This is a genomic window from Pedobacter cryotolerans, assembly GCF_005116475.1.
Lineage (GTDB): Bacteria > Bacteroidota > Bacteroidia > Sphingobacteriales > Sphingobacteriaceae > Pedobacter > Pedobacter cryotolerans.
In genome coordinates, this window is the sequence record NZ_SWBO01000001.1 from 294874 (window position 1) to 314105 (window position 19232).

General features: G+C 34.4%; 18 protein-coding genes. 11 read left to right on the plus strand and 7 right to left on the minus strand.

Going from position 1 to position 19232, the window contains the following annotated elements:
* Nucleotides 1–140: 140 nt before the first annotated feature.
* Both FA045_RS01370 and FA045_RS01375 read right to left on the minus strand, forming a co-directional pair.
* Entirely contained in the window at nucleotides 141–995 is an 855-nt protein-coding gene (locus tag FA045_RS01370) for a tetratricopeptide repeat protein (protein WP_136873667.1), read from the minus strand.
* Between the two features lie 6 nt (nucleotides 996–1001).
* Nucleotides 1002–1304 (minus strand): HU family DNA-binding protein, encoded by a 303-nt coding sequence (locus FA045_RS01375; protein WP_136873669.1) that lies wholly within the window; start codon nucleotides 1302–1304, stop codon nucleotides 1002–1004.
* Between the two features lie 171 nt (nucleotides 1305–1475).
* Between FA045_RS01375 and mutY the strand changes: the two genes are divergently transcribed.
* Nucleotides 1476–2519: an A/G-specific adenine glycosylase gene (mutY, locus tag FA045_RS01380; RefSeq protein WP_136873671.1), complete on the plus strand. Its 1044-nt coding sequence runs from the start codon at nucleotides 1476–1478 to the stop codon at nucleotides 2517–2519.
* A gap of 17 nt (nucleotides 2520–2536) precedes the next feature.
* A complete protein-coding gene (locus FA045_RS01385) occupies nucleotides 2537–2959 on the plus strand; it encodes a single-stranded DNA-binding protein (RefSeq protein WP_136873673.1) in 423 nt (140 codons plus the stop codon).
* A 46-nt stretch (nucleotides 2960–3005) separates the two neighbouring features.
* On the opposite strand, the gene glmS is transcribed toward FA045_RS01385, so the two are convergent.
* From glmS to FA045_RS01400, 3 genes are all read right to left on the minus strand, one after another.
* Nucleotides 3006–4844 (minus strand): glutamine--fructose-6-phosphate transaminase (isomerizing), encoded by a 1839-nt coding sequence (gene glmS / locus FA045_RS01390; RefSeq protein WP_136873675.1) that lies wholly within the window; start codon nucleotides 4842–4844, stop codon nucleotides 3006–3008.
* A 78-nt stretch (nucleotides 4845–4922) separates the two neighbouring features.
* Nucleotides 4923–6362 (minus strand): DUF4270 domain-containing protein, encoded by a 1440-nt coding sequence (locus FA045_RS01395; RefSeq protein ID WP_136873677.1) that lies wholly within the window; start codon nucleotides 6360–6362, stop codon nucleotides 4923–4925.
* Nucleotides 6363–6467: 105 nt separating this feature from the next.
* A complete protein-coding gene (locus FA045_RS01400) occupies nucleotides 6468–7292 on the minus strand; it encodes a glycogen/starch synthase (protein WP_136873679.1) in 825 nt (274 codons plus the stop codon).
* Between the two features lie 150 nt (nucleotides 7293–7442).
* On the opposite strand from FA045_RS01400, the gene panC reads away from it, so the two are divergent.
* The 3 genes from panC (at nucleotide 7443) to FA045_RS01415 (ending at nucleotide 10352) form a co-directional block, all read left to right on the plus strand.
* Nucleotides 7443–8291 carry a pantoate--beta-alanine ligase gene (gene panC / locus FA045_RS01405; protein WP_136873681.1) on the plus strand — a complete coding sequence of 283 codons (849 nt, stop codon included), beginning with the start codon at nucleotides 7443–7445 and terminating at the stop codon, nucleotides 8289–8291.
* An 82-nt stretch (nucleotides 8292–8373) separates the two neighbouring features.
* Nucleotides 8374–8724 (plus strand): aspartate 1-decarboxylase, encoded by a 351-nt coding sequence (gene panD, locus FA045_RS01410; protein ID WP_136873683.1) that lies wholly within the window; start codon nucleotides 8374–8376, stop codon nucleotides 8722–8724.
* A 485-nt stretch (nucleotides 8725–9209) separates the two neighbouring features.
* Entirely contained in the window at nucleotides 9210–10352 is a 1143-nt protein-coding gene (locus FA045_RS01415; RefSeq protein ID WP_136873685.1) for an acyl-CoA dehydrogenase, read from the plus strand.
* 116 nt (nucleotides 10353–10468) lie between these two features.
* Here the strand turns inward: FA045_RS01415 and FA045_RS01420 are convergent, their stop codons facing one another.
* Nucleotides 10469–10816 (minus strand): phage holin family protein, encoded by a 348-nt coding sequence (locus FA045_RS01420; protein ID WP_136873687.1) that lies wholly within the window; start codon nucleotides 10814–10816, stop codon nucleotides 10469–10471.
* Nucleotides 10817–10833: 17 nt separating this feature from the next.
* On the opposite strand from FA045_RS01420, the gene FA045_RS01425 reads away from it, so the two are divergent.
* The 6 genes from FA045_RS01425 to FA045_RS01450 all read left to right on the plus strand — a co-directional run bounded on the left by FA045_RS01425 (nucleotide 10834) and on the right by FA045_RS01450 (nucleotide 18418).
* Nucleotides 10834–11265, plus strand: a complete 432-nt coding sequence (locus FA045_RS01425) for a hypothetical protein (protein WP_136873689.1) — start codon at nucleotides 10834–10836, stop codon at nucleotides 11263–11265.
* Nucleotides 11266–11384: 119 nt separating this feature from the next.
* On the plus strand, nucleotides 11385–11849 hold the full coding sequence (rimP, locus tag FA045_RS01430; RefSeq protein ID WP_136873691.1) for a ribosome assembly cofactor RimP: 465 nt from the start codon (nucleotides 11385–11387) through the stop codon (nucleotides 11847–11849).
* Nucleotides 11850–11853: 4 nt separating this feature from the next.
* Nucleotides 11854–13089, plus strand: coding sequence for a transcription termination factor NusA (gene nusA / locus FA045_RS01435; protein ID WP_136873693.1), 1236 nt, complete (start codon nucleotides 11854–11856; stop codon nucleotides 13087–13089).
* A 71-nt stretch (nucleotides 13090–13160) separates the two neighbouring features.
* Nucleotides 13161–16196 (plus strand): translation initiation factor IF-2, encoded by a 3036-nt coding sequence (infB, locus tag FA045_RS01440; RefSeq protein WP_136873695.1) that lies wholly within the window; start codon nucleotides 13161–13163, stop codon nucleotides 16194–16196.
* Nucleotides 16197–16496: 300 nt separating this feature from the next.
* The gene (locus FA045_RS01445; protein WP_136873697.1) at nucleotides 16497–17366 is read left to right on the plus strand and encodes a class I SAM-dependent methyltransferase; all 870 of its coding nucleotides are present in this window, start codon (nucleotides 16497–16499) and stop codon (nucleotides 17364–17366) included.
* A gap of 164 nt (nucleotides 17367–17530) precedes the next feature.
* Nucleotides 17531–18418, plus strand: coding sequence for a glycosyltransferase (locus FA045_RS01450; protein WP_136873699.1), 888 nt, complete (start codon nucleotides 17531–17533; stop codon nucleotides 18416–18418).
* A 14-nt stretch (nucleotides 18419–18432) separates the two neighbouring features.
* Here FA045_RS01450 and FA045_RS01455 read toward each other — a convergent pair whose 3' ends face one another.
* A complete protein-coding gene (locus tag FA045_RS01455) occupies nucleotides 18433–19230 on the minus strand; it encodes a DUF5672 family protein (RefSeq protein ID WP_136873701.1) in 798 nt (265 codons plus the stop codon).
* Nucleotides 19231–19232: the final 2 nt, after the last annotated feature.

The following is a 19232-nucleotide window of genomic DNA, read 5'->3' on the forward strand; positions in this document are numbered from 1 at the left end:
GAAAATCCTATTTTTTCTTGTGTCTGTTTTTTCTTAAACGTTTTTTACGTTTGTGCGTAGCCATTTTATGTCTTTTTCTTTTTTTACCGCTTGGCATAATTTTAAGTTTTAAATGTTTTTATTAATCTGTTAATTAACGTTTATTTTTTTAACTCAGTAACCTTACTATCAATAAATTTTGTTAGTGTTGGGTTAGCTGCTAATTTTTTGCTATTTAAATAAGCGTCTATTGCTTCTTGTTTTTTACCTAAATTTTCATAAGCTGTTGCTAAATAAAAATAGGCATCTGGTGTAGCTTTAATATTGCTGATGATGTCATTAAAACGAATAATCGCCTTATCAAACTGGCCAGATTTAATTGCAAACATGCCTAAATTCATATTTGCTTTTAGGTTTTTTGGATCTTTTTTAACTACATCCATTAACATTGCAATACCTTGCATCGGTGCTCCCATTCCGTTAACGATTGAGATTCCAAGTCCAGTTTTTGCATCATTACTGATAGAGTCTATTGCTAGTGCCTTAGTAAAAGCTGCATTTGCTTTTTGCAGCATTACTGGTTGCACTAAACTATCCTGTGTATTATCAAATGCTTTTAAGAAACGATTTCCAGTATTTAACCAATTGTTAAGACTAGGCTCACTGTTGGCAACAACTTCTAAGTACAAAGCGCTCGGTACAGATTGTTCAAAATCTTCCCATTTCTGGGCTAATACCTTCGCATTTGCGATTTTTTCTTCTGCTTTAGCTGTTTTATATTTGCTTTCTAATACCGTAATATCTTTAGCTGTTGCATTGCTTACTAAATTTTTAGCAGTTGTTGATGCTTCCTCTATACTTATTGTAGCGGTGTTTTGCTGTTGTGCAGCAGGCATTTGAGCAGTTTCTTGTTTAGGTATTACTAAAGCTTTAATCTCTCTCGAAAACAAAAATCCAACAAGCAATAGCATTGCAACAATAATTATAACTTGTTTTGAACGGATATTGGTTTTCATAATAGATTAAGCTTCTGCTTTTACTTTTTTAGATGCATTTTTCACTTTGTCAACAAATACTTTTGCTGGTTTAAAGCTTGGTACAAAATGCTCAGGGATAATAATGGCAGTGTTTTTAGAAATATTTCTAGCAGTTTTTTGCGCTCTTTTTTTAACTACGAAACTACCAAAGCCTCTTACGTAAACATTATCGCCACCGATCATGCTATTTTTTATCACCTTGAAAAACGCTTCAACTGTCTCTTGTACGTCTACTTTTTCAATTCCTGTCTTTGTTGATATTTCTGAAATAATATCTGCCTTAGTCATATTTTCTATTTATTAAATTATTGTGTGTTAAATATTATAACTGTTTTGGGGTTGCAAAAGTATTGCTTTTTAATGAGATAGGAAAATAAAAGATGATTTATTTGCAATGATATTCATCAGGTTATTGCAAGTTTTACCAAATTGATATAAATTGATTGTATTTTTGGGCTAATGAACTTCCAAAAAGAAATTGTTAAATGGTATCTCTCTAACAAACGCAACTTGCCTTGGCGCAGCACAACCGACGCTTATGTGATTTGGCTTTCTGAAATTATTTTACAACAAACACGTGTTGAGCAAGGTTTACCCTATTTTAATAAATTTTTAGAAAATTATCCAACAGTTGTTGATTTTGCAAATGCTAGCGAAACAGAAATTTTAAAGCACTGGCAAGGTTTAGGCTATTATTCTAGAGGTAGAAACATGCTTTATACCGCAAAACAAGTTCTAGAAATACATAAAGGCATTTTCCCAAACGCTTACGACGATTTGATTAAGCTTAAAGGAATTGGTGAATACACTGCCGCTGCAATTTCATCATTTTCCAATAACCAAGCTAAAGCGGTTGTTGATGGTAATGTTTTTAGAGTTTTAGCTAGATATTTTGGAATTGAAGAGCCTATTAATTCTACTATTGGGAAAAAAAAGTTTTCAACTTTAGCTCAAGATTTGATTGAAGATCAGCAGCCATCATTGTATAACCAGGCAATTATGGAGTTTGGTGCATTACATTGTAAGCCTAAGTTGCCTTTATGTGCAGTTTGTCCTTTACAATTAGATTGCTTCGCTTACAACCACAATAAAATTGAGATTTTGCCTGTAAAGTTGAAAAAGGTAAAAGTTAGAGAACGGTGGTTTAATTATTTTTTGTGTTTGGAGGGTGATGATATACTTACAAAGCAAAGAGTCGCTGGTGATGTATGGCAGCAAATGTATGATTTGCCTTTGATAGAAACTATTGAATTTGCAGATATATCAGATTTATCTTTTTCGGAATTGGTTAAAAAAAGCTTTGGTAAGGAAGTAATTATCAAGCCCTTAATAAGCAAAAAGCACCTGTTAACACACCAAATTATATATGTGCAATTTTTTGCTTTAGAAAATTATATTATTAACTTTAATCTACATGCAGAAATAAAATCGTTAACAATTGATGAATTTAAGACTTTACCACATCCAAAAGTAATCAGCGATTTCGTAGAAACATATTTATAAAACTAACCAAATAAACTATGTCTGGTATTAATAAAGTTATTTTAGTTGGCCATTTAGGAAAAGATCCTGAAGTTCGACATTTAGATGGAGGAGTAACTGTTGCGAGTTTTCCTCTCGCCACTTCCGAAACGTATAATAAAGATGGAAAAAGGGTAGAGCAAACCGAATGGCATAACATTGTGTTGTGGCGTGGCTTGGCCGAGGTAGCCTCTAAATATCTCCAGAAGGGAAAATTAGTTTATATAGAAGGCAAACTTCGTACTCGCTCTTTTGAAGATAAAGAAAAGGTTAAAAAGTACGTAACTGAAGTGGTTGCAGAAAACTTTACGATGTTAGGTAGAAAAAGTGATTTTGAGAATACCCCTGCAAGCACGGGAACGCCAAAAAGCGAGGATGATTTCGTAAGTCCGGTAGACTCTACTGGTGATTTACCCTTCTGATATAAATTCAAATAAAAACCCCGAAATTTTCGGGGTTTTTGTTTAATTACTCTACGGTAACAGATTTTGCCAAGTTTCGAGGCTGATCTACGTTACAACCTCTCATAACAGCGATATGATAAGATAATAATTGTAGCGGAATAGTTGCCAAAAGCGGTAAAAATGCTTCATCTGCATCAGGTATTTCAATACAATAATCTGCCATCTTTTTAACTTCTACATCACCTTCGGTTACAATGGCTATTACAACACCTTTTCTAGCTTTAACCTCTTGTATGTTGCTGATTACCTTTTCGTAAGATGAATTTTTTGTTGCAATAACTACAACAGGCATTTCCTCATCAATTAAGGCAATAGGACCATGCTTCATCTCTGCTGCAGGGTAACCCTCCGCGTGGATATATGAAATCTCTTTCAGTTTTAATGCACCTTCTAAAGCTACAGGGAAACCACTTCCTCTACCCAAAAATAAACAGTTTCTTGAATCTTTAAATTTCTCTGCAACTGCTTTGATGGTATCATTTGATTGAAGCGCTAACTGGATTTTATCTGGAATTGTATCTAGTTCAGTTAATAACTCAATTAATTTAGAATTTGTGATTGTTCCTTTTTGCTGAGCCATGTAAAATGCCATCAACGTTAGTACAGTAACTTGAGCAGTAAAAGCTTTTGTAGAAGCCACCCCGATTTCTGGTCCGGCGTGTGTGTAAACACCCGCATGTGTTAACCTTGGTATCGATGAGCCAACTACGTTACAAACACCAAAAATTGTTGCGCCACGTTCTTTGGCCATTTCAATTGCCGCCATGGTGTCTGCAGTTTCGCCAGATTGAGAAATGGCAATTACCACATCTTTTTCGGTAATGATCGGGTTTCTATATCTAAATTCAGATGCATACTCTACTTCAACAGGAATACGAGCATATTCTTCTATCAAATATTCTCCTACCAAACCAGCATGCCATGATGTGCCACAAGCTACAATAATTATTCTATCGATATTTTTAAGCTTATCAACAAATTCTTTTATGCCGCCTAATTGAACTTTGCCCTCAGCAGGATAAATCCTACCTCTCATACAATCTCTAATAGAACGAGGTTGCTCATAAATTTCCTTTAGCATAAAATGATCGTAACCACCTTTCTCCAACATTTCAAGTTGTAGCTCTAACTCTTGGATATATGGTGTTTGAACCACATTATCTAATCTTTTAATCAATAACTCATCTCTTTTTAGAAACGCGATTTCATTATCGTTAAGATAGATTACATTTTTGGTGTATTCTATAATTGGAGTAGCATCAGAAGCAATAAAATATTCCCCTTGGCCAACACCAATAACCATAGGGCTTCCCTTTCTAGCCGCAATTAACTGATCTGGATGATCCTGATCCATTATTACTATTGCATAAGCACCGTTTACTTCTTTAAGCGCCAAACGTACCGCCTCTAAAAGATCATTCTGCTCATTTTTGTAAATTTCTTCTATTAAATGAATTAAAACCTCTGTATCGGTATCACTATTAAAAGTGTGGCCTCTTCTTTCTAATTCCTCTTTTAATGTTGCATAATTTTCTATTATACCATTATGGATAATACTTAATCTTCCGTTATTAGAGGTATGTGGATGAGAGTTTCTATCTGATGGAGCTCCATGAGTTGCCCAACGCGTATGTCCCATTCCAACAGTGCCAGAAACATTTTTTCCATTAGCATAATTTTCAAGCTCTTGAACTTTGCCTGCCTTTTTATAGATATTTAGATCATTATGGTCTATTAATGCAATACCAGCACTATCATATCCACGATATTCTAATCTTTTTAAACCTTTAATTACAATTGGCCAAGCTTCGCGGAAGCCGATGTAGCCTACAATTCCACACATATGTTTTTCAAAAAATAAATCCCCCGAAAATAGAAAATTCTCGGGGGATTTAATAGTATAAAGTAAGTTAGGATATAATTAGTTTATTTTAGTATAATAAATATTTAACTTCATGGTATTATCACCAGCAATAGGGTTCTTTTTGTAAGTTCCTATAACCGATCTTGCACCTGTAGAAATTGATGGGAAAAAACTAAATTCAGAAGCGCCTGATGGTGTTGGCGCTAAGAAAGTACCATAATCTTTTGTAGTGCCAGAAAGAAGATCTTGTACATATAAGGTAACATTAAAAATATATTGTTTTTTTATTGGATCAAAAAATCCTCCAAAAGAGTATGATAGATTTTGGGGATACCTTATATCACCAGCAACTGTTTGCGAACCTGGGTTATTATCTGGCAAATTTTGTCTTTGCTCTGCAATATCATACCTATATAAAGCCAATCGTGGGGCAGCATTGTAAGGTATTACATCAGAACCATTGCTCAAATCAATTACCAATTCAGCTTTATTTACAATTACTTTTCCAATTGCTGTAGCAAATTTACCTAAATGAGGAAATGTAATTTTGTTTTTTAAGCCAGCAAGCGGTTGTAAATACGTTACAGCATATTGGGTATTAGGGTTTGCTAATTGTGTAGCTATTACTGTACCAGTGTAATCATGTTTGATAGTAGCGGCAATTGCGTTAAATGAATTTGCAATAGGAAAATTTACCACAGGAACGGTATCTGTAACAGTAGTTGTAGTGCTGTTTTGTTTTTTATAGTAAAGGGCTAATGCTGAGTTTGAGCCCGCAAAATCAAAAAACATTACGCCGCCATTGCCTGTTGAGCCTGTCTTATTAATTTGTACTTTAAGGCCTTTAAATGACTGAACGAAATTTGCATTAGTTTTTAAATTGGCAGCAGCAAGGTTAACAATGTTGTTCTGGATAAAAGTTTTATCAAGCACAATTCTTAATTGCGGAGTAACTGTTTTTAATGTATCGGGTTTCCCAGAAACAATATCAGTGATTTTATATCGTGTGGTTGGATAAATTTTGCCAGTTTTATTTCCAATAACAGTTGTAGCGTTAGTGTATGTTTTATTGTTTAAATAAGTATCGTTTTGACTAATATTTTCTGTAAGTTGATGAACATCTACACTATAGCTTGCAGTACTATCACCATAAAACTGACCTCCGTAATTTAACACCAATACAGCAGAGTCTAAAACAGGATTAGTTCCAAAATCATGAGTAGCAGCATTTGGTAAATTAACTACCATGGCTAAACTAGATTCTGTTGTGCCAAAAATTGGGTCTTTTAGGTTACCAAGAGGATGTCTGCTAACGCCTCTTGTATTCGTTACATCCTCTAACTGCGTTCTTGAATTTATAGTTATGGTGTCTATCAAATCTCCTTGCACAGCCGAGCTTGGGTCAACCTCTAAACCAATTGTTGATGTACTTTCGCATGATGCGAAAAGAAAAAGACTTATCAACAACGTTAATAAGTCTAGTTTTATAAATTTCATATGTGGAAAATATTTTTTTTAGCGGTCATATGGAATAGCCCATGTATTCGTTTAATCGAATTGGTACATGGCCTATTTCATATTTTTTATTAAAATAATGCTTTATTAAGCTACCGAAACCAATTCTTCATTAGATATTTCTTCGTAAAAAGTAAAGAAATTCTCATAATTTTCGGTTAAATTAAAAGCTAAAGTTGGTTTATTAGAATCTTTAACAAATTTTAACACCTCTTCATCTAGCTTTTCATCAGCTAACACTACTGCATCAGCGTGAGTTATCGCTCCAATGTGTAAGCTATTGTTATCAGCACCAACAAAAGATTTTGTGTCTTCTGCTGTCATGTGTTGCATCATCGCTTTTTTGTGTAAATCTGTATTTAGCTTTTCAGTAAAACAGTTTTCGTAAACAGAATAAACAACCTTTGCATTTTTAAATGTTGGGTCGTTTTTATAAGTAGTTTTAATGTATGCCGGTACTAAAGAAGTCATCCAGCCATGGCAATGTACAATATCAGGAGCCCAACCTAATTTTTTAACCGTTTCTAAAGCACCTTTGCAAAAGAAAATGGTACGCTCATCATTGTCTGCATAAAATTTATTCTCTTTATCTCTAAAAACATATTTTCTCTGAAAATAGTCTTCATTGTCTAAAAAATAAACTTGCATACGAGCAGCCGGAATAGATGCCACCTTAATAATTAGTGGGTTGTCATTATCATCAATAATAATGTTCATTCCAGATAAACGGATCACTTCATGTAACCTGTTTCTTCTTTCGTTAATGTTGCCAAACCTAGGCATCAAGATACGGATTTCAAATCCTTTTTCTTGCATTGCTTGTGGTAACTGACGGGTAATTTCTGAAATTTTTGTGAGTTCGAGGAAAGGCGACATCTCGTGTGTAACAATCAGTAGCTTCGTTTTTGCCATCTCCATATTGTATATTAAATTATGTTAATTTCAAGATTATCAAGGTGCAAAGGTACGTAAAATATTAATATTTATCAATAAGTTATGCAGTAGGCTTTGTAAATAATAGATTTATTACCAACTTAGCACCCTTAAAAACCATTTGGTAATTTGGAAATTATACACACGATCTCAGCTTTAAAAGCTATACTAAAGCCATTTAAACAGGCAGTATCTAAAATAGCATTGGTACCAACAATGGGTGCATTACACAATGGGCACCTTTCGCTAATAGCTATTGCAAAGGCAAATGCAGAGGTGGTTGTTTGTAGTATTTTTGTTAATCCAACGCAGTTTACCGATCCTAAAGACTTAGAAAAATATCCTCGCCCTTTGGCTCATGATATTAAAATGCTAACAGAGGCAGGCTGCGATTTTGTTTTTATGCCAACTGTAACCGAGATGTACCCTAGCTTTCCAACTCCAGAAAATTGGCTTATAGATTTGGGGCCGGCTGAGTTTGTTTTAGAAGGTGAATTTAGAAAAGGGCATTACCAAGGCGTAACTCAAATTGTAAAAAAGCTTTTTGATGCAGTTAGCCCAGATGTTGCCTTTTTCGGTCAAAAAGATTTTCAGCAGGTGCTGATGATTAAAAATATGGTTAGGCATTTTAACCTACCGATAGAAATTGTATCGTGCCCAATTATAAGAGAAGATGATGGCTTGGCGATGAGTTCTAGAAACATTCATCTATCTCATGATGATAGAATGAATGCGCTTGTTTTAAGTAAAGCATTAAAATTTGTTGCAGATAATTATAAAAAATTGAAATTAAAGGATTTGCTAACTGAGGCAAAACAAATGATTAATGATACAAATGGCGTAGAACTAGACTATTTTACGATAGCTCATGATGATACTTTGTTGCCTATTGAGCACGAAGAAAAAGGCAGTGTAGTTGCTTTAGTAGCCGCAAAAGTTGGCGAAACCAGATTGATAGATAACATGCTTTTAGGCTAACAAGACTAAAATTTATTGTATTCTTATTGTAGCCTTATGCTTTTACCTTTTTACCTTCAACCTTAATTACTAACTTTGCCAAATGATTATCGAGATCCTAAAATCGAAAATACACCGTGTTAAAGTAACACAGGCTGAGTTAAATTACGTTGGAAGCATTACAATAGACGAAGATTTATTAGATGCAGCTAATATTATACCTAATGAAAAGGTTCAAATTGTAAATAACAACAATGGTGAGCGTTTCGAAACTTACGCCATTAGAGGTGAGCGTGGTACTGGTATGATTTGTTTAAATGGTGCAACGGCCAGAAAAGTTCAGCTTGGTGATATTTTAATCATTATGTCTTACGGCTCATTGCCTATGGAAGAGGCTAAAAAATATCAGCCAATTTTGGTTTTTCCTGACGATAACAATAAGTTGTTAAAGTAGGGTATATGTCAGGCTGAGCGTAGTCGAGGCCTTATTCTTTTCAATTTTATTATTTCTAGAAGACGTAAACATTTATTTTGTTTTGAAAAGCAATTGCTGTGCTTTTCGGTTGCCACGGTCCTGCTTTTCATTTCTGCCGATGCTTTTAGTCCCGACTTCTTCGGGGAAAATCGTCATCCATTGCCATCTGTTTATTTTAGCTAATTACACTGTGCTTGGGTGGGTTGCCATACATAGTAGCAAAAGCTTTTGTAAAATAAGCCTGATGGTAGCGAACACGCAGTGGTAACTCTTCAGTTGCCACGAAGTAAAGCGAACAGCAGGGCAAACTAATTTTCTTGCATACAGTCGCCTTTCTAAAAACTTTTACTGTCTCATTTTTAAGCGTTTAAATAAAATGATGATAAAAAAATTACTATGCAGCCATAGCAATTTAACTAAGAAACACTAAATTTGGAAAATCTAACCATATATAAATTTAAATTATGCTTTTTGAATTAAGTGAAGAACAATTAATGATACAGCAAGCGGCCAGAGATTTTGCACAAACAGAATTAAAACCGGGAGTTATAGAGCGAGATGAACATCAAAAATTTCCGAAGGAACAAGTTCAAAAGTTAGGCGAGCTTGGTTTTTTAGGTATGATGGTGGATCCGAAATATAACGGAAGTGGCATGGATGCTGTTTCTTATGTTTTAGTAATGGAAGAACTTTCAAAAATTGATGCATCAGCATCGGTTGTGGTATCGGTTAACAATTCATTAGTTTGCTATGGCTTAGAAGCTTATGGTAACGAGGCGCAAAAAGAAAAATATTTAAAACCTTTGGCATCTGGCGAAAAAATTGGTGCTTTTTGTTTATCGGAGCCAGAAGCAGGTTCTGATGCTACTTCGCAACAAACTACTGCAGAAGATATGGGCGATTATTATTTGTTAAACGGCACTAAAAACTGGATAACCAATGGTAGTACAGCGAGTACCTATTTGGTAATTGCGCAAACCCACAAAGAATTAAGACATAAAGGTATAAATGCATTTATTGTAGAAGCCGGCACACCTGGTTTTACAATTGGCCCTAAAGAAAATAAATTAGGTATTCGCGGTTCTGATACACACTCATTAATGTTTAACGATGTTAAAGTGCCTAAAGAAAATAGAATTGGCGAAGATGGTTTCGGTTTTTCATTTGCCATGAAAACTTTAGAAGGTGGTAGAGTTGGAATTGCAGCACAAGCTTTAGGCATAGCTGCTGGAGCATACGAGTTGGCGCTTGAGTACTCAAAACAACGTAAATCTTTCGGTAAGCCTATTTCAGATCATCAAGCAATTGCCTTTAAGTTAGCAGATATGGCTACTCAAATTGAAGCTGCCAGAATGTTGGTTTATAAGGCTGCTTGGTTAAAAGATCAAGGTCAGTCTTATACTTTAGCTGGTTCTATGGCTAAACTTTTTGCCAGTAAAGTAGCTATGGATGTTACAGTTGAAGCAGTACAGATACATGGAGGTTATGGTTTTGTTAAAGAATACCATGTAGAGCGTTTAATGCGTGATGCAAAAATTACGCAGATTTACGAAGGAACATCGGAAATACAGAAAATGGTAATTAGCAGAAGTATTTTAAGTAAATAGCCCTCAAGTATACAGGTAATTATTTAACCGCAAAGAAAACAAGTACGCGAAGCAGATCAAATTAACTTTGCGTTTCCTGCTGGCAGGCAGGTTGTTTCTTTGCGGTTATTTGTATGTTACTTTTTCTCTACGCCAAAAATAGAATCTAAAATCATTTTAATAAGCGAAACTGCAATGGCCAAAATTGCCGCGGCTAAGAAACCTGAGGTATTAAAGCCTTTCATCCAGCTATCTACCAATAAAATCATTAAAACTGTGATGATAAATGAGATTAAGCCGAGTGTTAATACGTTTAAGGGAAATGTAAAAACTCTAAGCACTAAACCTATGGTTGCATTTGCTAAAGCAATTAATAAAGCGGCAATTAGCGCACTCATGTAGCCATCTACACTAACGCCGGGTACTAGGTAGGCGCCCACCATCATGGCAAAGCCCATTAATAAAATTTCGAGAATAAGCTTCATAATGTTAATTTAGTTAAATGTTTAATAAAGTTAAATTTTTTGCAATTATAAACCTATTGTGGTTTTTAATTGCTTGCGGCAGTACAAATAGTGAGCCATTATCTATTCAGTTTTCTTCTGATAGTTCAAAAATCATTATCAAAAACATTAATGACGCTAGTTTATATCAACTTAAAACCAACCTTGAAACGGATTCTGCCTATCAAAACGTTGTTTCGGTTTTACAAACACCTAGCGAAGATGATTCATTAAGTATGGAAATAGTGTACCCTGGAGATTTAACAATAATAGGAGACAGTTTAATTTACACACCAAAAAATGAATTTGTGAGAGGGAAGGTTTACTTGATAGAAACGATGATTAATACACAATTTGCCAAAAGCGAAGAAATCATAAAATCGCAGGTTGGTAGGCAAATAAAAGCGCAGCAAAAAATTTTAAAACGTTAGTTATGCGCCTCATTTTCAAAAGGGTTTTTTGTTTTGCAAAAATAATTCGTACATTTGCACCGTAATAGAGGAAGAAGAGGGGACAGAGTCCCCTCTTTTCTTTTACAACAAATTAGGATATGCAGGTAGAAAAAAGAGTTGCAGCACTCGTTGAAGAAAAGATTGCAGACAGACCCGAACTGTTTTTAGTGTCTATAAAGATGCTTCCAAACAATAAACTCATTATTCATGTAGATGGTGATGAAGGGATCAGTATTCAGGATTGTGCAGCGATTAGTAGACATGTTGGTTTTCATTTAGAAGAAGAAAACACCATTGACAAAGCTTATAATTTAGAAGTTTCATCTCCTGGTGTTGGAGAACCGCTACAATTAAATCGTCAATTTCATAAAAACATTGGCAGAGATTTAGGCATTAAATTGAGTGATGGTACAGCAAAAGAGGGTAAATTAATTTCGGTTAGTGAGCTGGCAATTGAAATTGAAGAGAAAGTAAAAGAAAAAGGTAAAAAAGTTCAACTGGTAAATACCCAAATTGAATTTAATAATATAGTAGAAACAAAGGTTTTAATTTCATTTAAATAAACAAATGAGCAATATTAACTTAATCGATTCATTCCAGGAGTTTAAAGACTTTAAGAACATCGACCGCCCTACAGTAATTAGTGTACTGGAAGAGGTATTTCGCAGTATGTTGCGTAAAAAATATGGAACAGACGAAAACTGTGACGTAATTGTAAATCCAGATAATGGGGATTTGGAGATCTGGAGAACTAGAAAAGTAATGGAAGATGGTTTTTCTGAAGATGATGATCTAGAAATAGAACTTGCTGAAGTGAAGCTATTAGATGCTGATATGGAAGTTGGGGACGATTACATTGAGCAAATTACATTAGAAAGTTTTGGTCGCAGAGCGATTTTAGCAGCTCGCCAAACCTTAGTTTCTAAAGTTTTAGAATTAGAAAAAGATGAAATCTTTAAGAAATATAAAGATAGAGTTGGCGAAATTGTAACAGGAGAGGTTTATCAGGTTTGGAAAAAAGAAACTTTGGTATTAGATGATGAAGGCAACGAATTAATGATGCCTAAAACAGAACAAATCCCTGCAGATTATTTCAAGAAAGGGGATTCGGTACGTGCCGTAATTTCTAAAGTTGATATGGTTAATGCAACACCAAAAATTATCATCTCTAGAATTGCACCAGAGTTTTTACAACGCTTGTTCGAAATTGAAGTTCCAGAAATTTTTGATGGTTTAATTACGATCAAGAAAATTGTTCGTGAACCAGGAGAAAGAGCTAAAGTTGCTGTTGAATCTTACGATGATAGAATTGATCCGGTAGGTGCTTGTGTTGGTATGAAAGGGTCTCGTATCCACGGTATCGTGAGAGAGTTAAAAAATGAAAATATTGATGTAATTAACTTTACAAACAATGTTTCTCTGTATATTCAGAGAGCTTTAAGCCCGGCAAAAATTACGTCGATTAAATTAAATGATGAAAATAAAACTGCTTCGGTTTATTTAAAACCAGATCAGGTTTCATTAGCAATTGGCCGTGGCGGACACAACATTAAATTGGCAGGTAAATTGACGGGATACGAAATTGATGTTTATCGTGAAGCTGGAGAAGAAGATGAAGATGTGGATATCGAAGAATTCTCAGATGAAATTGATAGCTGGATCATTGATGAATTAAAAGCAATAGGTTGCGATACTGCAAAAAGTGTTTTAGCTTTATCAGTAGATGAATTAGTAAAACGTACCGATTTAGAGGAAGAAACAATCAAAGAAGTGATTAGTATTCTTCAATCGGAATTTGAATAACGTTGTATGCTTGAATAAACAAGAATAAACGTTACTTTTGTATATAATTAGTAAAAATAATAGGATAATAGATGTCAGACGACAAAGCCGTAATTTTATTTAAAGCAGCCAAAGAGCTTAACATAGGAATTGCTACAGCAGTAGATTTTCTTGGTAAGAAAGGCTTTGCTGTGGAAAATAAGCCCACTACCAAACTTTCTAAAGAGATGTACGATACATTGATGAAGGAGTTTCAGGGGGATAAAATCGTAAAAGAAGAAGCCAATCAGATAGTTATAGGAAAAATTCGTCGTGATGAACCCGAAGCAGCTGAGAAAGCTCCTGAGGTGCCTAGTAAAAAACAAGATTTTGAAAACGAAGGGATTTTAATTAAAAACCTTCATTCTTATACTCCTCCAGCTGAGAAGCCAAAGGAAGAAAAGCCTGTAGAAGCTACGCCAGTTGAGCCAGTTAAAGTTGCTGAGCCAGTAAAACCTGCGGAGCCTATAGTTGCAAAAGAAGATGATGGTTCGCTGCCTGGTGTTAAAATTGTAGGTAAAATTGATTTAAACAATTTAAATACAAAAACTCGTCCTGATAAGAAGGAAGAGCCAGCGCCAGTAGTTGAAACAAAAAAGGAAACTCCTGTAGTTGCTGAAGTACCTAAAGTTGAACCTAAGGTAGAGCAACCGAAAGAAGAAAAGCCAGCTCCTGTTGAAGAAGTTAAAGCCCCAGTTCAAGAAACTAAGGTTGTTCTGCCTGCCGAACAGGTTGAAGAAAAACCAAAAGTGGAAGAGGCTAAGCCAGCTGTTACAGCTACACCTGTTGCAGAAACTCCAGCGGAAGACGAAGTAATTAAAGCTCGTTCGGTAAAATTATCTGGACCAAATATTATTGGTAAAATTGTATTACCAACAACACCAGACCGTAGAAATCAACCTGTTGCTTCATCAAATGATAGTGAAGCTGCTAAACGTAAACGTAAGCGTAAAAAAACGCCAGGTGGACCAAATGCACCTCAACAAGGTCAAGGTACGCAGGGCGCTGCTCCAAGTCAAGGTCAGCAAGGACAACAAGCTCCTCGCCCTGCCGGAACAGGTGTGCCAGCTAACAGACCAGATTTTAGAAATAACACTAACAATACCGCTGGTGGTCGTCCAAACTTTAGAAATGCTCGTCCAGGTGCTCCATCTGGCGGACCAAAAGAAGAGCCAACAGAAAAAGAAATACAAGATCAGATTAAAGCAACACTTGCACGTTTAAGTGGAGCAGGTAAATCTGGTAAATTTGCACAAAGAGCAAAATTACGTCGTCAGAAACGTGATGATGTTGCTTTAACTGCAGAAGAAGCAGCAGCAGAAGAACAATTACAATCTAAAGTATTAAAAGTTACTGAGTTTGTTACGGCAAATGAGTTGGCTAATATGATGGATGTTCCAGTAACAAAAATTATTGGTACTTGTATGAGTTTGGGTATGTTCGTTTCTATTAATCAACGTTTAGATGCAGAAACTTTAACAATTGTTGCTGATGAATTTGGTTACGAAATTCAGTTTGTAAAAGCTGATGAAGAAGCCGATAGCGTAATTGAAGAAGAAGATGCAGCAGAAGATTTAGAAGCTAGAGTTCCTGTTGTTACGATCATGGGTCACGTAGATCATGGTAAAACATCATTGCTAGATTATATTCGTAAAGCGAATGTAGTTGCTGGTGAGGCTGGTGGTATTACACAGCACATTGGAGCTTATAAAGTAACTACAAACTCTGGTAAACAAGTTACTTTCTTAGATACTCCTGGTCACGAAGCCTTTACAGCGATGCGTGCTCGTGGTGCTAAAGTAGCAGATATTGCCATTATTGTTATTGCTGCGGATGATGCGGTGATGCCTCAAACTAAAGAAGCAATTAACCATGCACAGGCTGCTGGTGTACCTTTAGTATTTGCTTTTACAAAAATTGATAAACCAGGAGCTAATTCAGATAGAGTGAAAGAACAATTATCTGTAATGAATATTTTGGTTGAAGATTGGGGTGGTAAATTCCAGTCGCAAGAAATATCAAGTAAAAGTGGCTTAAACGTAGATTTATTATTAGATAAAGTTTTATTAGAAGCAGAGATATTAGAATTACAAGCTAATCCTAACAAACGTGCAACGGGTACGGTTATCGAAGCAACATTAGATAAAGGCCGTGGTATTGTAACTACTGTATTGGTACAAGCTGGTACATTAAGAGTTGGTGATCCGATTTTAGCAGGTAGTTATAGTGGTAAAGTAAAAGCTTTATTTAACGAACGTGGTGCTAAAGTTAATGAAGCTGGCCCATCTGTACCTGTACAAGTATTAGGTATGCAAGGTGCGCCAACTGCGGGTGATAAGTTTAATGCAATGGAAAGTGAAGTTGAAGCGAGAGAAATTGCAAATAAACGTTTACAGTTAATGCGTGAGCAAGGTTTACGTACACAGAAACATATTACGCTAGATGAGATTGGTCGTCGTTTAGCAATTGGTAACTTTAAAGAGTTAAACTTAATTGTTAAAGGTGATGTGGATGGCTCTATCGAAGCATTAGCCGATTCATTATTGAAGTTATCTACTGAAGAAATTCAGATCAATATTATTGGTAAAGCAGTGGGTCAAATCTCAGAATCTGATGTATTGTTGGCTTCTGCTTCAGATGCTATCATTATCGGTTTCCAAGTACGTCCTTCGCCAGGTGCCCGCAAATTAGCAGAAGCTGAACAAATCGATATTCGTTTATATTCTATCATTTACGATGCAATTAACGAGATTAAAGCGGCTATGGAAGGTATGTTGGCTCCAGAATTTGAAGAGAAAATTGTGGCTAACGTAGAGATTAGAGAAACCTTTAAAATTACAAAAGTTGGTACCATTGCAGGTTGTATGGTATTAGATGGTAAGATCACTAGAAATAGCAAAATCCGTATTGTACGTGATGGTGTGGTAATTTACACAGGTGAATTAGCTTCGTTAAAACGTTTCAAAGATGATGTTAAAGAAGTTTCTAAAGGTTACGAATGTGGTCTAAACATCCAAAACTTTAATAATATCGAAGTTGGAGATATTGTAGAAGCTTACGAACAAGTAGAGGTTAAAAGGAAGTTGTAAATAACTAAATATTATCAAAAAGTGACCTTTAACAAGAGGTCACTTTTTTTTTGCAATTGATTGAAGTTAGTAGTTTTCTTATCGTATTTAAACTAATTAAAAGATACTTAAGTGTCTTTAATTTTGTACCTTCCAATTAAGAATATTTTTTTAATAGAATTTCTTATCATTTATAAAAATCTTAAAAGAATGAATTTATTTAATTAATCACGAATTTAATTGAACACTGAAAGTTTATTAGCCCCAGTCTGCCACATTTGCGAATCTAAGTTTAGTAAAACTTATACATTTAAAGAGAAGATGTTTGGCTTTAATGACGAATTCAAATACAATGAATGTTCAAATTGCGGTTGTTTACAAATAGCTGAAATTCCAGGTAATATGGATAAATATTATCCACCTTATTATTATTCTTTTACCACAAAAACAGCCCTTTTAAAGCGTAAACCATTTATAAAAAGATTATTTGGGCGTTTTAGGGTTAAAAGAGTTCTAAAGCGTAAGGCTACTGCTTTAAATTATATAAAACATATAAATGTTGGAATTAAAGATCGTATCCTTGAGGTAGGTTGTGGAAGAGGATATTTATTGTGCGATTTATTTAATTTTGGTTTTGAAAATGTTGAAGGGGTAGATAAGTATCTGCCAGAAGAAATTGACCATGGCTATGGTGTAAAAATTAGAAAAAAAGAATTGAACGAACTTGATCCCGATAGATACGATGTGATAATGATGAATCATGTATTTGAGCACATGGATCAACAGCACCAAGTTTTAAATGATTGCCATCGTCTGTTAAAAAAAAATGGTTGTCTAGCTATTTGCATTCCAATATTAGGAGATGCGTGGAAGATTTATGGAGAGAACTGGGTTCAGTTAGATGCTCCTAGGCACTTCTTTCTGCATACATTAAAAAGTATGGAAATACTCGCAGATCATACAAGTTTCAATATTAAGCATACTTTATTTGATTCTTCAAGCTTTCAGTTTTGGGCTAGTGAACTATATAAAAAAAGTATTCCTTTATTTTCTTCAAAAAATAACTATGGGCCATATCCTTACTACGAAAATTTCTCTGAACAAGAAATGGAGGATTATGAATCAAAAGCTCAGCAATTGAATGAACTTAAACGTGGTGATACTGCGGTTTTCTATCTTTATAAAAAGTAGTCATAGCATATCATGTGTTAATAATCCCAATTATAGGAGTAACTAAATTTGTAAAAGATGCAGTTTTTCACTATTATTAATATGAGGCTGGCTTAAGGATAAAGTATGATAAAATACTTTTATTTATAGTGAGCGTTTTAATGTTTTGTTATAAGTAATCTAAAATGATATCAATCATAATATGTTCTGTTAGCGAAGAGATGTTAGCTAACGTAAGTTTAAATATCGATGAAACTATTGGTGTTCCTTATGAAATTATAGCCTATAATAATTCAACTGGTAATAAAGGTATTTGCGAGGTATATAATAATGGAGCTAATAAGGCAAAGTTTGAAATTTTATGTTTTATGCATGAAGACATTGCTTATCGCACATCAAACTGGGGGAAATTACTAGTCGATACCTTTAAAAAGAATACGAGTATTGGCGTTTTAGGTGTTGTTGGAAGCTCATACAAATCACTTGCTCCATCAGGATGGGGAGCTGATAGTAATCATGGTACAACCACCTTTTCAAATTATATTCAATGTTATAAAAAATCAGATAAAGAAAAAGAACTCATCTATAATAATCCAAAAGGTACATCACCAGCAGAGGTAGTTGTTTTAGATGGTTTATGGCTTTCAACTACAAGGACAATTGCTTTGGCTAGACCATTTGACGAGAAGTTATTAGAAGGATTTCACTGTTATGATATTGACTTTTGCTTAAATGTAGGTCGCGAATATGGTGTTTTTGTAACATATGACATTCTAATTGAGCATTTTTCTGAAGGGAGTTATGATGCAAAATGGTTAGAGGATACATTAAAAATTCAAAACAAGTGGGAAAATATCTTGCCTAAATTTGTTGACAACATTACAAATGATGAGCAATATAAGATTGAGAAAAGGGCTTTTAAGAGATTTATCGTTTCATTAGTTGAATCGAAGAAAACATATTTGGAAATCCTAAGCTATTTAAAAAAGTTTAAAAATAGTAAGGTGATGAGCAATGCATTAAAATATAAGTTGTGGTATTATGTTTTAAAGTACAAGGTTGAAAGTAAGTAGGTAAAAATTAATGATCATACATTGTATCCCTCATTTTTTAAAAAACTCATCCAAAACGCTAAATTCTTTTCCCAAGCATGGCAACCGAATGGCAGCTCGCCGTTATTCAATCTCAGAGCGTATGCTGGATAATTTTCGAAAGCGAATTTTATGCCCAAGCGTAAATTTGGGATTTTTAGGTTTAACCTTTTTCTATTCACTTCAATAGACCAAAAAATATCTTCATTAAAAGAAGGATTATTTAAATTAATATATCGCTCTGCTAGTTCTCTTTTTACTATACAGATTTCATGAAATTTTGAGATGTTTCTTAACGAAAATCCGCCATTTCCTACTTTATTATAAAGTTGCTTACCTTTTGGTAAGCCATTTTTCTTCACATTAAATTTGGTGTAGATATAACATTTGATATCGAATATATATCTATTAAAAATATTGTTGTTTTTTAATGGCCTTAGCCAAGGAGCGCCAATATAATCATATCCAGAATTTGCCCAAAAATCCAACTGATCTGTGAATACAAAAGCATCAGTTTGATAAATCAACATATAATGGTAGGCCAAGAATTGTTCATAAAAAATGGCTGACAACATTAATTTATTGTAGCCATTGATATCAATGAAAAATTCATCGTCAAAAGAAACAACATCATTGAAAGTATATTCTTTAGTTATATTAGATAGGTTTAGGCTTTTGGGTTTTATGGCAATAATCTTTCTGCCAATAAATATTTTAAAACACTGTTTTAAAGAGATATGTTCAAATTGATTGAGCTCATTTTTATAAAGCGGGACAATAATTACATTATTCATTT

What these genes read in the sequence shown, in the direction of transcription:
- FA045_RS01370 (WP_136873667.1), bottom strand. Translation starts at nt 995, where the DNA reads ATGAAAACCAATATCCGTTCAAAACAAGTTATAATTATTGTTGCAATG.
- FA045_RS01375 (WP_136873669.1), bottom strand. Translation starts at nt 1,304, where the DNA reads ATGACTAAGGCAGATATTATTTCAGAAATATCAACAAAGACAGGAATT.
- mutY (WP_136873671.1), top strand. Translation starts at nt 1,476, where the DNA reads ATGAACTTCCAAAAAGAAATTGTTAAATGGTATCTCTCTAACAAACGC.
- FA045_RS01385 (WP_136873673.1), top strand. Translation starts at nt 2,537, where the DNA reads ATGTCTGGTATTAATAAAGTTATTTTAGTTGGCCATTTAGGAAAAGAT.
- glmS (WP_136873675.1), bottom strand. Translation starts at nt 4,844, where the DNA reads ATGTGTGGAATTGTAGGCTACATCGGCTTCCGCGAAGCTTGGCCAATT.
- FA045_RS01395 (WP_136873677.1), bottom strand. Translation starts at nt 6,362, where the DNA reads ATGAAATTTATAAAACTAGACTTATTAACGTTGTTGATAAGTCTTTTT.
- FA045_RS01400 (WP_136873679.1), bottom strand. Translation starts at nt 7,292, where the DNA reads ATGGCAAAAACGAAGCTACTGATTGTTACACACGAGATGTCGCCTTTC.
- panD (WP_136873683.1), top strand. Translation starts at nt 8,374, where the DNA reads ATGATTATCGAGATCCTAAAATCGAAAATACACCGTGTTAAAGTAACA.
- FA045_RS01415 (WP_136873685.1), top strand. Translation starts at nt 9,210, where the DNA reads ATGCTTTTTGAATTAAGTGAAGAACAATTAATGATACAGCAAGCGGCC.
- FA045_RS01420 (WP_136873687.1), bottom strand. Translation starts at nt 10,816, where the DNA reads ATGAAGCTTATTCTCGAAATTTTATTAATGGGCTTTGCCATGATGGTG.
- FA045_RS01425 (WP_136873689.1), top strand. Translation starts at nt 10,834, where the DNA reads ATGTTTAATAAAGTTAAATTTTTTGCAATTATAAACCTATTGTGGTTT.
- rimP (WP_136873691.1), top strand. Translation starts at nt 11,385, where the DNA reads ATGCAGGTAGAAAAAAGAGTTGCAGCACTCGTTGAAGAAAAGATTGCA.
- nusA (WP_136873693.1), top strand. Translation starts at nt 11,854, where the DNA reads ATGAGCAATATTAACTTAATCGATTCATTCCAGGAGTTTAAAGACTTT.
- infB (WP_136873695.1), top strand. Translation starts at nt 13,161, where the DNA reads ATGTCAGACGACAAAGCCGTAATTTTATTTAAAGCAGCCAAAGAGCTT.
- FA045_RS01445 (WP_136873697.1), top strand. Translation starts at nt 16,497, where the DNA reads ATGTTTGGCTTTAATGACGAATTCAAATACAATGAATGTTCAAATTGC.
- FA045_RS01450 (WP_136873699.1), top strand. Translation starts at nt 17,531, where the DNA reads ATGATATCAATCATAATATGTTCTGTTAGCGAAGAGATGTTAGCTAAC.
- FA045_RS01455 (WP_136873701.1), bottom strand. Translation starts at nt 19,230, where the DNA reads ATGAATAATGTAATTATTGTCCCGCTTTATAAAAATGAGCTCAATCAA.